13 protein-coding genes are annotated in these 12582 nt (G+C 69.2%); 2 read left to right on the plus strand and 11 right to left on the minus strand.

Going from position 1 to position 12582, the window contains the following annotated elements; translation table 11 throughout:
* Positions 1–39: 39 nt before the first annotated feature.
* The 5 genes from EOW65_RS08460 to cyoA all read right to left on the minus strand — a co-directional run bounded on the left by EOW65_RS08460 (position 40) and on the right by cyoA (position 4890).
* Positions 40–762: an SURF1 family protein gene (locus EOW65_RS08460; RefSeq protein ID WP_128148527.1), complete on the minus strand. Its 723-nt coding sequence runs from the start codon at positions 760–762 to the stop codon at positions 40–42.
* A gap of 67 nt (positions 763–829) precedes the next feature.
* The gene (cyoD, locus tag EOW65_RS08465; protein ID WP_128148528.1) at positions 830–1198 is read right to left on the minus strand and encodes a cytochrome o ubiquinol oxidase subunit IV; all 369 of its coding nucleotides are present in this window, start codon (positions 1196–1198) and stop codon (positions 830–832) included.
* Positions 1198–1836, minus strand: coding sequence for a cytochrome o ubiquinol oxidase subunit III (cyoC, locus tag EOW65_RS08470; RefSeq protein WP_113900637.1), 639 nt, complete (start codon positions 1834–1836; stop codon positions 1198–1200). Before cyoC ends, cyoD begins: the two co-directional genes overlap by 1 nt.
* Positions 1833–3827 (minus strand): cytochrome o ubiquinol oxidase subunit I, encoded by a 1995-nt coding sequence (gene cyoB, locus EOW65_RS08475; RefSeq protein WP_128148529.1) that lies wholly within the window; start codon positions 3825–3827, stop codon positions 1833–1835. The genes cyoC and cyoB overlap by 4 nt, the downstream gene beginning before the upstream one ends.
* Positions 3817–4890: a ubiquinol oxidase subunit II gene (gene cyoA, locus EOW65_RS08480; RefSeq protein WP_240664586.1), complete on the minus strand. Its 1074-nt coding sequence runs from the start codon at positions 4888–4890 to the stop codon at positions 3817–3819. Before cyoA ends, cyoB begins: the two co-directional genes overlap by 11 nt.
* A gap of 381 nt (positions 4891–5271) precedes the next feature.
* Between cyoA and cyoE the strand changes: the two genes are divergently transcribed.
* The gene (cyoE, locus tag EOW65_RS08485) at positions 5272–6219 is read left to right on the plus strand and encodes a heme o synthase (RefSeq protein ID WP_128148531.1); all 948 of its coding nucleotides are present in this window, start codon (positions 5272–5274) and stop codon (positions 6217–6219) included.
* 75 nt (positions 6220–6294) lie between these two features.
* Positions 6295–6903 carry a GntR family transcriptional regulator gene (locus EOW65_RS08490; protein ID WP_128148532.1) on the plus strand — a complete coding sequence of 203 codons (609 nt, stop codon included), beginning with the start codon at positions 6295–6297 and terminating at the stop codon, positions 6901–6903.
* Here EOW65_RS08490 and EOW65_RS08495 read toward each other — a convergent pair.
* Genes EOW65_RS08495 through bioB form a run of 6 tightly spaced genes read right to left on the minus strand, consistent with a single transcriptional unit; the run spans position 6900 to position 12294 of the window.
* On the minus strand, positions 6900–7643 hold the full coding sequence (locus EOW65_RS08495; protein ID WP_128148533.1) for a methyltransferase domain-containing protein: 744 nt from the start codon (positions 7641–7643) through the stop codon (positions 6900–6902). The genes EOW65_RS08490 and EOW65_RS08495 overlap by 4 nt on opposite strands.
* Complete coding sequence (locus EOW65_RS08500) at positions 7640–8254, minus strand: pimeloyl-ACP methyl esterase BioG family protein (protein ID WP_128148534.1); 615 nt, start codon at positions 8252–8254, stop codon at positions 7640–7642. Before EOW65_RS08500 ends, EOW65_RS08495 begins: the two co-directional genes overlap by 4 nt.
* Positions 8251–9537: an adenosylmethionine--8-amino-7-oxononanoate transaminase gene (gene bioA / locus EOW65_RS08505; protein WP_128148535.1), complete on the minus strand. Its 1287-nt coding sequence runs from the start codon at positions 9535–9537 to the stop codon at positions 8251–8253. The genes EOW65_RS08500 and bioA overlap by 4 nt, the downstream gene beginning before the upstream one ends.
* A complete protein-coding gene (gene bioD, locus EOW65_RS08510) occupies positions 9537–10166 on the minus strand; it encodes a dethiobiotin synthase (protein WP_128148536.1) in 630 nt (209 codons plus the stop codon). The genes bioA and bioD overlap by 1 nt, the downstream gene beginning before the upstream one ends.
* Positions 10163–11293 carry an aminotransferase class I/II-fold pyridoxal phosphate-dependent enzyme gene (locus tag EOW65_RS08515; protein ID WP_394342739.1) on the minus strand — a complete coding sequence of 377 codons (1131 nt, stop codon included), beginning with the start codon at positions 11291–11293 and terminating at the stop codon, positions 10163–10165. The genes bioD and EOW65_RS08515 overlap by 4 nt, the downstream gene beginning before the upstream one ends.
* Positions 11290–12294: a biotin synthase BioB gene (gene bioB / locus EOW65_RS08520; protein ID WP_128148538.1), complete on the minus strand. Its 1005-nt coding sequence runs from the start codon at positions 12292–12294 to the stop codon at positions 11290–11292. The genes EOW65_RS08515 and bioB overlap by 4 nt, the downstream gene beginning before the upstream one ends.
* Positions 12295–12582 lie beyond the last annotated feature (288 nt).

Raw genomic sequence — 12582 nt, forward strand, 5'->3', positions numbered from 1 at the left:
GCGGGCAGGATAGCCGCGCGCGGCGCGACGGGGAAGGGCTCAGCCGCGGCCGCGCAGTTCGTGCCGGAAGACGAGCCCGGCGCCAAGCGCCACCACCGCGGCGAGCGCGAACCAGGTCAGCGCATAGCTCAGATGGGCGTTGCGGAAGGCCACCACGGTCTGCCCGCCGCGCGGCCAGGCGGCGGGATCGCCGAGCTCGGCATCGACGAAATAGGGCGCGGCGGGGCTCAGGCCCAGCGTCGCGGTGATCGAGCCGATGTCGCGGCGATACCATTTGCGCGCGGCCGGATCGTTCTCGCGCGAGAACAGCCAGCCGCGATCTTCCGAGATCCGCAGCAGGCCGGTCACCGTCACCGGCCCCTCGGGCGTGGTGACCCCGCCGGCGCGGGCGATGTCGTCGGGCACGACGCCGCAGTTGACCATCACCACCGTGCCGTCGTCGCGCGCGAGCGGGGTCAGCACCCAGTCGGCCGGGCCGTAATCGGAGGGGGTGTAGATCAGCACGGTCTTGTCGGCGAGGAACTGGCCCGAGAGGGCCACACGGCGATACTCGGCGCTTTCGGCGCTGATCCCGGGCCAGTCGGCGGGGCCGGGGGCGGGCACCGGATCGGCATGGATGCGGGCATCGACACGGGCGATCAGGTCGAGCTTCCAGTGCAGGCGCTCGATCTGCCACACGCCGAGCGCCGAGAAGCCGGCGATGCCGAGGGCGGCGAGAAGGGCGGTCAGGATCAGGCGGGCAGGGCGGCGGGGGCGGGACATCGTCTTTCTCCTCATGCAAACGGGGCCGGAAGACCGGCCCCGTCGGGGTGCATCACGCAGGCGGGGCTCAGCCCTGCTGCGACTGCAGGTTCATCATGTGATCCATGTCGGGCATCGGCATCATGTTCTCGTTCATGTTGTGCATGACCCAGAGCGAGCCCGCGAGCACGATGACGAGGATGATCACCGAGAAGATCGAGGCGGCGAGCGTCCAGCCCCCCTCGGCCGAGCGGTTCACATGCAGGAAGAACACCAGATGCACGAGGATCTGCACCGCGGCGAGTCCCATGATCAGGCCGATCATCGTGATGCGGCTGATCTGCACCTCTCCCATCACCAGCGCGAAGGGAACGATGGTGAGCAGCGCGGCGAGGGCGAAGCCCGTCATCAGCGTGCCCATGCTGCCGTGGCTGCCGTGTTGCGTATGTGCGCTCATCAGATCAGCCTCACCAGATAGACGAAGGAGAAGACCCCGATCCAGACGAGGTCGAGGAAGTGCCAGAACATGCTGAGCGTCGAGAGGCGCTGCATGTTCGCCGGCACCAGACCGCGCTGGCCGACCTGAACGAGCAGGGTGACCAGCCAGATCAGGCCCGCGGTGACGTGCAGACCGTGGGTGCCGACAAGCGCGAAGAAGGCCGACAGGAAGGCCGAGCGGTCCGGCCCCGCGCCGATATGCACGAGGTGGCGGAACTCGTAGACTTCCATGCCGATGAAGCCCGCGCCGAAGAGCGCGGTGACCACCAGCCAGGCCATGGTGGCGCCCCGCGCGCCGGCCTCGGCCTTCAGCATCGCAAGGCCGAAGGTGACCGAGGAGATCAGCAGCAGCGCGGTTTCCACTGCGACGAAGCCGGGCTCGAACAGGTCCTTCGGGCCGGGCCCGCCGGCATAGTTGCCGCCGAGCACCGCATAGGTCGCGAACAGGCAGCCGAAGATGATGCAGTCGCTCATCAGGTAGATCCAGAACCCGATCGCGGTCGGGCTGGAATGGCCGGCGCCGTGGTCATGGTCATGGGCCTGCGCGGCGGCGAGGCCGGGGATCGCCCCGGCCCGGGTGGCGTCGAACGGGGTCATGCCGTCGCTCCTTTCGCTTCGGTCGCGGTAACCGTGGTCGCCGGGATGAAGTAGTCGCGGTTGTAGTTGAAGGTATGGCCGATGCCGATCGCGATCATCGCGAGGAAGGCAAGGCCGGCCAGCCACCAGATGTACCACACCATCGCGAAGCCGAAGGCGAGGGCGAAGGCCGCCAGCAGAAAGCCGGTCGCGGTGTTCTTCGGCATGTGGATCGGCGCATAGCTTTCCGCCCAGGTAAAGCCTTCCTGCTTCATCCGCCAGAACTCGTCACGGCCGCGCACATGGATTTCCTGCGGGAAATTGTAGGGCGCGGGCGGCGACTGCATCGCCCATTCGAGCGTGCGGCCGTTCCACGGGTCGTTCCCGCAGGCGAGCTTCTTGCGGTTCAGGATCGAGTAGCCGAAGTTCGCGAAGGTGCAGATGATGCCGCACAGGATCAGCAGCGCGCCGAAGGCCGCGACGATGAAGTAGGGCTGCCAGGCGGCATCGGCATAGGAGTTCATCCGCCGCGTCACGCCCATCAGGCCAAGCGCATAAAGCGGCATGAAGGCGAACCAGAAGCCGATGAACCAGAACCAGAAGGTCGCCTTGCCGAGCCGGTCGTCAAGCTTGAAGCCGAAGGCCTTGGGCCACCAGTAGCTGACCGCGGCATAGACCGCGAAGACCACGCCGCCGATGATCACGTTGTGGAAGTGCGCGATCAGGAACAGCGTGTTGTGAAGCTGGAAGTCGACCGGCGGAACCGCCAGCAGGACGCCCGTCATGCCGCCGATGGTGAAGGTCACGAGGAAGCCGATCGTCCACAGCATCGGCACTTCGAGCCGGACCTGGCCCTTGTACATGGTGAACAGCCAGTTGAAGATCTTCACCCCCGTCGGCACCGAGATGATCATCGTGGTGATGCCGAAGAAGGTGTTGACGTTCGCGCCCGAGCCCATGGTGAAGAAGTGGTGCAGCCAGACGACGAAGCTCAGCACCATGATGCAGGCGGTCGCATAGACCATCGCCTTGTAGCCGAAGAGCGGCTTGCCCGAGAAGGTCGCGACGATCTCCGAGAAGATGCCGAAGCAGGGGATGATCAGGATGTAGACTTCCGGGTGGCCCCAGATCCAGATCAGGTTGATGTACATCATCGCATTGCCACCAAAGTCATTGGTGAAGAAATGCGTGCCGAGATAGCGGTCGAGGGTCAGCAGCGCGAGCGAGGCGGTCAGCACCGGGAAGGCCGCGACGATCAGCACGTTGGTGCACAGCGTCGTCCAGGTGAAGACCGACATGTCCATCAGCTTCATCCCCGGCGCGCGCATCTTCAGGATGGTGGCGATCAGGTTGATGCCGGAGAGCGTCGTGCCCACGCCCGCGATCTGCAGCGACCACAGGTAATAGTCCATGCCCGGCCCGGTCGAATAGGCCGCGCCCGAGAGCGGCGGGAAGGCCAGCCAGCCGACGCGCCCGAACTCGCCCACGAAGAGCGAGATGTTCACGAGAAGCGCGCCCGCCACCGTCATCCAGAACGAGAAGTTGTTCAGGAACGGGAAGGCCACGTCGCGCGCGCCGATCTGCGCCGGCATCACATAGTTCATCACCCCGGTCACGAAGGCCATGGCGACGAAGAAGATCATGATCACGCCATGCGCGGTGAAGACCTGGTCGAAGTGGTGCGGCGGCAGATAGCCCGTCGCGCCGCCCGCGGCCATCGCCTGCTGCGCGCGCATCATCAGCGCATCGGCAAAGCCGCGCACCATCATGATGAAGCCGAGCACCATGTACATGATGCCGATCTTCTTGTGGTCGACCGAGGTGACCCAGTCGCGCCACAGCGGCATCCACAGCCGGAAATAGGTCATCAGCGCCAGGACGGCGAGGCCGCCGAGCGCGACGCCCGCGAAGGTGCCGATCAGGATCGGCTCGTGATAGGGAATCCAGTCGAGGGTCAGCCGCCCGAAGATCGGGGAGATCACCTCGCCGGCGTTTGCAACTTCAGTTGACATGGATCGCAGCCTCCGTGCGGCCGGTGCCGCAGATCAGGTCGGGGTTGGTCAGGAAGGCCTCGTGGAAGGCCTTCGGTTCGGGTGCGGGCAGGTTGAGCGGATTGCCGAAACCGTCGATCGCGCGGGCGCGGTCATAGTCGTAGGCGGGTGCGTTCGCGATGCCGTTCAGCCCGCCGCCGCCCATCTTGTCCTGCATCATCATGTCGCCGACGCAGACCTTGCCGTCCTCGACGCAGAGCCCGACGATGCGGGAGAACAGCCCGTCCTCGACCGAGCCGTAATGCCGCACCGGCTCGCCGATGGTCGGCCGTTCGAGCGCCAGATAGGTGTCGCGGGTCAGCGCCTCGGGGCTCGCTTTCGCGGCGGCCACCCAGGCATTGAAGTCCTCGTCGCTCATCGCGCGGGTGTCGAAGGTCATCTGCGAGAAGCCCGGGCCCGAGTAATGCGCCGAACGGCCGGCGAAGGTGCCGGGATTGTCGGCGATCAGGTGCAGCTGGGTCTCCATCCCGGCCATGGCATAGACCATGCCGCCAAGCGCGGGGATCGAGAGCGTGTTCATCACCGTCGATGAGCTGAGCCGGAAGTTGACCGGGCGGCCGGCGGGAATGGCGAGCTCGTTCACCGAGGCGACGCCGAGCTCGGGATAGATGAACAGCCATTTCCAGTCGAGCGAGACCGCCTCGACCTCGACCGGGGTGCCGGCGTTCAGCGCGCTGAGGTCGCGATAGGGGTCGAGCCGGTGGGTGTAGATCCAGGTCACCGCGCCAAGCGCGAGGATGATCAGGATCGGCACGCCCCAGACCACCACCTCGAGCTTGTTCGAATGGGTGAAGCTGGGATCGTAATCGGTGCTGTCGGGGCGGTCGGCGCGATATCGCAGCGGGAAGTAGACCGCCATGAACAGCACCGGCACGATCACGATCAGCATCAGCAGCGTCGCGATGACCAGAAGGTTGCGCTCTTGTCCTGCGACCCAGCCCTGGGGCGACAGAACGTCGAACTGACAGCCGGAAAGCGCGAATGCGCCAGCCGTCGCCAGCAGGAGTTTCGGTGATCTGAGCAAGTCTTGCCTCTTGAGCTTGTCCGGGCCCGGCTGCGGGCGGGGAGGCGGGCAGACCGGGCGCGTTTGCGCTACCGGGCTAGGGTGCGATGCGACATTATGCGCCGCGACATTCTGTCGCACGGTCTTGAAACCCCAATATTGAGAAAAATTCTCGCGCATTCGTGACCGGGCGTGAGCGGTCACGTCCGGCGGAAACGGGGGGATGCCCGGGTTTTGTGCGCCTGGGGCCCAAAACCGGGCCGCTCCGAGTCGGATCGCGCAACTGCGCACGCTTGCGTGAGCAAAGCCCCGCCGATGCCCCTGCGCCTTGCCCCGGTGCGCCGCCGTGTCATATCAAGCTCCGACTCCCGTCCGTTGCGGGACCAGCAGGGGCAAGAGGACATGAGGACGCAGCAGATCGCCGATCCGGCGCGCGCCGAGGGGCAGCAGGGCCCGCGCGCGGGGGATTACATCGTGCTGCTGAAGCCGCGGGTGATGTCGCTTGTCGTGTTCACCGCGCTCGTCGGCATGCTGGTCGCGCCGGGTCACCTCGATCCGCTGCGCGCCGCGATGGCGATTGCCTGCATCGCGGTGGGCGGCGGCGCTTCGGGCGCGCTGAACATGTGGTGGGACGCCGACATCGACGCCAAGATGAAGCGCACCGCCGGCCGGCCGATCCCCGCGGGCCGGGTGGCCGCGGGCGAGGCGCTGGCGATCGGGCTGGCGCTGTCGGTGCTGTCGGTCGGGCTTCTGGCGGTGGTGGCGAATGGCATCGCCGCGGCGCTGCTGGCCTTCACCATCTTCTTCTACGTGGTGATCTATTCGATCTGGCTGAAGCGCTCGACGCCGCAGAACATCGTGATCGGTGGCGCCGCCGGGGCCTTCCCGCCGATGATCGGCTGGGCGGTGGCGACGGGGGGCGTGTCGCTTGAAAGCCTCCTGATGTTCGCGCTGGTCTTCATGTGGACGCCGCCGCATTTCTGGGCGCTGGCGCTCTTCGTCAAGTCGGACTACGGCCGCGCCGGGATTCCGATGCTGACCGAGACGCATGGCCGGCGCGTCACGCGCAATCACATCCTCGGCTATACCCTGCTGCTGATCCCGGCCTCGCTCGCGCTCGGGCTGACGTCGATCGGCGGGCCGGTCTATCTGACCGTGGCGGTGGGGCTGAACCTGCGCTTCCTCGCCGGCGCCTGGCGGGTCTTCCGCCGCCCCGAGGCCGCCGCCGAGGCCGATGGCCAGGCCGCCGAGAAGCGGCTGTTCCGGATGTCGCTCTCCTATCTCTTCCTGCATTTCTGCGCGCTTCTGGCCGAGGCGGCGCTGCATGGCGCGGGGTTTGCGCGCTGGTAGGCGGTTGGCATCGGGGCGCGGGCCGGTCTAAATGCCCCTGAGCCCCGGCGACGGGGCACAGCGCCGGGACCACCGATGACCGAGACACGCCAGCCCACATCCGGCCGCATCGCCGAGGAGCTGATCTTCCGCATCATCCGCGGCGAGCTGATCGCCGGCGAGCGGCTGCGTCAGGACCATATCGCCGAGGAGTTCGGCACCAGCCACGTTCCGGTGCGCGAGGCCTTCCTGCGGCTGATCGGCAAGGGGCTGGCGGTGAGCGAGCCCAATCGCGGCGTGCGCGTTGCGCCGCTCGACCCCGCCGCGCAGCGCGAGCTGCGCGCGATGCGCGGTGTGCTCGAGCCGCTGGCGCTGCGCCATTCGGTGCCGCATCTGAGCCCGGTGCAGATCGCCGAGGCCGAGGCCGCGCGGCGCCTCTGCGATGCGGCGCAGAACATCTTCGACTGGGAAGAGGCGAACCGGGCCTTTCACAGCGCGACCTATGCCGGCTGCGGCATGCCGCGGCTGCAGGAGGAGGTGGCGAACCTGCAACTGCTCGCCGCGCGCTATCAGCTGGTGCATTACAAGGAACGCTGGCGGCCGCGCATCGACCCCGACCATCACGCGATCATGGCGGCGATCCGGCGGCGCGACCCGAAGGCCGCGGGCGCGGTGCTGGAACGTCACCTGTCGCGGATGAGCTAAGACGCGCGGCGGGCGACCAGCCAGCTTGCGGCATAGGTCAGTGGCACGCCCTCGGTCGCGGCAAAGCGGTCCTCGTAGGCGTGCAGGAACCGCAGCAACGCCCCGCGCGAGCGGATCTGCCCCGCCCGCGCATTCACCCCGGTCGCGCGCAGATGCTGCAACACCGCAAGCGCGCTGTCGAACTTCAGCGTGATCGGCCAGTCGCCCGCGCCCGCGACCTGCCAGCCCGCGGGCAGAAGGGCTGCCAGCCCGGCGCCGCTCAGACACGACGGCGCCCCCGCGCAGCTGCCGAGCGCGCGCAGTTCGGGAAAATGATCGGGGCCGAAGCCCGAGAGCGCGAGGAACCCGCCCGGCGCCACCGCCCCGGCGAGCCGCGCGATGACCGCGCCCGGGTCCTCGAGCCACTGGATCATCGAGGAGGAGGCGACGAGGTCGAGCCGCCCGGGCAGCGCGATCTGCGCGATGTCGCCGGGCAGCGCCACGGCGCGGGGCAGGGCGGGGGGCGTCGTGCTCAGGTCGTTGAGCCAGAGCTGTTCGGGGTCGAGCGTGCTCAGGTGTCGGCTCAGATGGCCCGTGCCGCAGCCGGCCTCGAGAATGCGCGAAAACCGTTTCGGTCCGGCCGCGGCGCGCAGCGCGGCGAACAGCCGGGCGGCGATCTCGCACTGTGCCACGGCGGCACCGTGATAGCTGCCCGCGCCGCGCGCAAAGCGGTGCGCGACGCGCGGGGTGAGGGCGCTCATGCCAGTGCCTCCGTCCAGTGTCGCCAGCCGGCGAAGGGGTTGTGCCCGGTTTCTGTCCAGCGCAGCCGATCGGCCTGATCCGCCCAGGCGAGCGTCAGCGCCTCGGGGGCAAAGATCCGGTCGCGGCGGGCAAGGGTGATCCGGTCGAAGCTGGGCACCGGCGCGGGCGGGCGGGCGGCGACGGCACGCAGCTCGTCGCGCAGCGCGGCGATGTCGGGGGCGGGAACGGGTGCGCCGGCACGGCGGGCAAAGCGGGCAAGGCTTGCCTCCGACAGCCCCGCGGCCGTGGCGCGCAGCACCCCGGGCGCGATGCCGCGGCGCGCGTCGCAGGGGAAGGGCGAGCCGCAGACGGCGTGGAGTTGTGCAGGCTGGCGGGTCAGTTGCGCGAGCACCGCGCCCGCCGCCGCGACGCCGAAGGAATAGGCGACGAGGGTGACGCGGTCATAACCCGCCGTCACCGCGTCGCGCCAGTCGAGGGCGCGATAATCGCTCAGCACCAGCACGTCGGCCACGGTTTCGAGGTGACGAAACGGCTCGGCCCCGACCGCCCATCCGCCAAGGACCAGCAGCAGCTCGCCCCGGCCCGCGCGGCTCAGCCACTCGGCCCTCATGTCGCCTCCCGCGCGATGGCAACCATCGCGGCGGTGATGCGCGAGACGTCCTCGGGGCCGGTGACGAAGGGCGGCATGGTGTAGAGAAGCCGCCCGAAGGGGCGCAGCCAGACCCCGGCCTTACGGCAAAATCCGTGCACCCGCGCGCTGTCGAGCGGCGCGCGCATCTCGATCACCCCGATCGCGCCAAGGGTGCGGACATCGGCCACCCCCGGCAGGTCGCGGGCAGGGGCAAGCTCGTCTGCCAGCTGTGCCCCGATCCGCGCAACGGCGCCCTGCCAGTCGGCCTCGGCCAGCAGATCGAGGCTCGCGCAGGCCGCCGCACAGGCGAGCGGGTTCGCCATGAAGGTCGGCCCGTGCATCAGCACTCCGGGATCGCCGGCCGAGATCTCGGCCGCGAGTGCGGTGGACGCGACGGTGACGGCCAGGCTCATCATGCCGCCGGTCAGCGCCTTGCCCAGACACAGGATGTCGGGCGTGACCCCGGCGTGCTCCATCGCGAACATCCGCCCGGTGCGGCCAAAGCCGGTGGCGATCTCGTCGAAGATCAGGATCACCCCATGCCGGTCGCACAGCGCGCGCAGCCCGCGCAGGAAGGCGGGGTGGTAGAACCGCATCCCGCCCGCGCCCTGCACCACGGGTTCGAGGATGAAGCCGGCGATCTCGGGCCCCTTTTCCTCGAAGAGCGCGGCCACCGCGCCAAGCCCGTTTTCGGCCGGGTCCTCGGGCCAGTCGGCGCCGAAGGCCACGGGCGGCGCGGGGGTGAAATGCTGCACCGCCAGCGCTGCACCGAAATGGCCGTGCATGCCGGTGACCGGGTCGCACAGGCTCATCGCCGACCAGGTGTCGCCGTGATAGCCGCCGCGCACCGTGGCAAAGCGGCTGCGGCCACGGGCACCGCGCGCGTGCTGTGCCTGCACCGCCATCTTCAGCGCCACCTCGACCGAGACCGAGCCGCTGTCGCAGCAGAAGATCCGGTCGAGCCCCGGCGGCAGCAGCGCCACCAGCCGCGCCGCCAGCCCGATCGCCGCGTCATGTGTCAGCCCGCCGAACATCACATGCGGCAGGCTGTGCAGCTGCGCCTCGAGCGCCGCGACCAGCCGCGGGTGGCGGTGGCCATGCGCCGCGCACCACCATGACGACATCGCGTCGATCATCCGCGTGCCGTCGTCGAGGGTGAGCCAGATCCCCTCGGCTTCGCGCACCCGGTGCACGGGTTGCGGCGCGGCTATCGAGGTGTAGGGGTGCCACAGATGGGTGCGGTCGATCGCCAGCGGGTCCATCACCACACCTCGTGCAGCGGCGAGAGATCGAGCCCGGCGAAGGCCGCGGCGAGGGTGGTGGGCGTGAGCGGGTCGAGCCGCGGCAGGCGGCCGAGCGTCGCGACCCGGCCGATCTCGCAGATCACCGACTGGGTGTCGGCGACCTCCTTGCCCAGGAACACCACGCCCGCGACGCGCACGCCGCGCGCCCGCAGTGCCTCGAGCGACAAGAGCGTGTGGTTGATCGTGCCAAGGGCGGTGCGCGCGGCGAGGATCACCGGCACGCCCCAGCCGGCGATGACGTCGAGGAAGAGGATGCGGCGGGTCAGTGGCACCAGCAGCCCACCCGCGCCCTCGACCACCAGCGGTCCCGGCACCTCGGGCAGGGCAAGGCGGACAGGGTCGATCTGAACCCCTTCGCGCGCGGCCGACAGATGCGGCGAGGCGGGCAGGCGCAGCCGATAGGCCTCGGGCAGCACGGGCCGGCCCGAGAGGCGTGCAACGGTGTCGCTGTCGGTCGGGCCCTCAAGGCCCGATTGCACGGGTTTCCAATAGCTTGCCTGCAGCGCGGCGGTGAGACCCGCGCTGAACACGGTCTTGCCGATGTCGGTGTCGGTGCCGGTGACGACGACGGTTTCGGGGCGGCTCATGGCGTGCTCCTGAGCTGGGCGAGGGTTTCGAACAGGGCGGTGATCTCGGCGGGGCCCACCGCTCCGGTGAGCGAGAGGCGCAGCCGCGCGGTGCCGCGTGGCACAGTCGGCGGGCGGATCGCGCGGACGTCGAAGCCGCGCGCCTGCAAGGCCGCGGCGCGGGCGAGGGCGCGGCCGTCCTCGCCCTCGATCACCGGCAGGATCTGGCTGGCGGCGGGGGGTAGGCCGCACAGTCGCGCGGCCTCGGCCCTCGCATGGGCAATGCGCGCCTGCGCCGCCGCCTGCAATTCGGGATGTTCGACCAGCCCGCGCAGCGCCGCGCGCAGGATCGCCGCCGTCAGCGGCGCGGGGGCGGTGGCAAAGATGAAGGGCCGGGCACGGTTCACCAGCGTCTCGATCAGCACCCGCTCGGCGCAGATCAGCGCGCCCGCGGCGCCAAGCCCCTTGCCGCCGGTGTGCAGCGTCACAAGCGCAACGTCGGTCAGCCCATGCGCAAGCCCCGCGCCATGCGGGCCGAAGACCCCGGTCGCATGCGCCTCGTCGACCACCAGCACCGCGTCATGGGCGCGGGCGAGGGCGGCAAGATCGGCAAGCGGCGCAAGGTCGCCCTCCATCGAATAGACGCTCTCGACCGCGATCCAGACCCGGCCGGTGCCACCCGCGCGCCGCCAGCCGGCGATCCGGTCGGCGGCATCGGTCACGTCGTTATGGGCGAAGGCACGGGGCTCGGCGCGGCCAAGGCGCATCCCCTCATGCGCGCTCGCATGCACCAGCGCATCGTGGAGGACGAGATCCCCCTGCATCGGCAGCGTGGCAAAGATCGCCTGGTTCGCCTGAAAACCGCCGCCCATGAAGAGCGCCGCCTCGGCGCCGAAGAAGGCCGCGGCCTCGGCCTCGAGCGCCTCGTGCTCGGGGTCGTTGCCGCGCAACAGACGCGAGCCGCCGGCGCCGATCGCCACGCCGCGGGCCAGCGCCGCGGCGGCCGCGTCGCGCAGCAGGGGAGAGCCCGCAAGGCCCAGATAGTCGTTCGAGGCGAAATCGAGCCCCCGCGCCGGCGCCAGCACCCGCCCGCGGCCACGTGCGGCCAGCGCGCGCAGCGCCGCGGCGTGGCGGGGAAAGGCGCTCATGCCGCGCATCCGCCGCAGCAGCCGGTGCCGCAGCTGCCGTCGGGCGCCGCCTCGACCTCGACCTCGGGGCCGGTCTCGGCGGCCAGGCCGAGCTTGGCGAAAAGCGCCGCGTCACGGTCCTCGCCGGGGTTGCCGGCAGTGAGCAGCCGCTCGCCCACGAAGATCGAATTCGCGCCGGCGAAGACGCACATCGCCTGCAGCTCGTCGCTCATCTCGCTGCGCCCGGCCGACAGCCGGACATAGGACCGCGGCATCAGGATGCGGGCGGTGGCGATGGTGCGCACCAGCTCGATCGGGTCGAGCCGCGGCGCTTCGGCCAGGGGCGTGCCCTCCATCGGCATCAGCATGTTGACCGGCACCGATTGCGGCGGTTCGGGCAGGTTGGCGAGCGTCTCGAGCATCGAGATCCGGTCCGCGGCGGTCTCTCCGAGCCCCAGGATGCCGCCCGAGCACACCGAGATCCCCGCCGTCCGCACCGCCTCGAGCGTGTCGAGCCGGTCGCGGAAACTGCGGGTGGTGATGATTTCGGGGTAGAACCGTTCCGAGGTGTCGATGTTGTGGTTGTAGTAATCGAGCCCCGCGCCGCGCAGCCGCACCGCCTGGTCGCCCGACAGCATGCCGAGCGTCATGCAGGTCTCGAGCCCGAGCGCCTTGACGCCGCGGATCATCGCCTCGACCGCGGGCATGTCGCGCTCCTTCGGCGAGCGCCAGGCGGCGCCCATGCAATAGCGCGTGGCGCCCGCGGCCTTCGCCCGGCGCGCCTCGGCCAGCACCCGCTCGACCTCCATCAGCTTCGAGGCCGAGAGTTCTGAGCCGTTGCGTGCCGATTGCGAACAATAGGAGCAATCCTCGGGGCAGCCGCCGGTCTTGATCGAGACGAGCATCGAGCATTGCACGCGGTTCGGGTCGAAATGGGCGCGGTGCACGGTTTGCGCCTCGAACAGAAGGTCCATCAGCGGCTGGTGGTAGATCTCAGCGGCGGGGCGAGTCTTAAGGCTCATGCGCATCCTCCTTGCGGGGTTGTGGCGATGATTATTGATAACGTGGCGCGGTATTCCTATTCATTCTGAAAATTATCTATGATTTTTCCGATTGGAGGCGGGGTGTGCAGCGATGCAAGCGCACGGCAGCAACGAAAACGTGTTTGTTTCCTGAATGGATGTTCAAAAAAAATCGTTCGATTATATTATCTATGATTTATGGCGCGACCCACCCGGATGCCGGAACGCAGGCCCTGTGCCGCTGCACGACGGGCCCCGGCTTGCACCCCGGGCGGCAAGCGGGCAAAG

It is taken from the genome of Paenirhodobacter ferrireducens (assembly GCF_004022265.1).
GTDB classification, from domain to species: Bacteria; Pseudomonadota; Alphaproteobacteria; order Rhodobacterales; family Rhodobacteraceae; genus Rhodobacter; species Rhodobacter ferrireducens.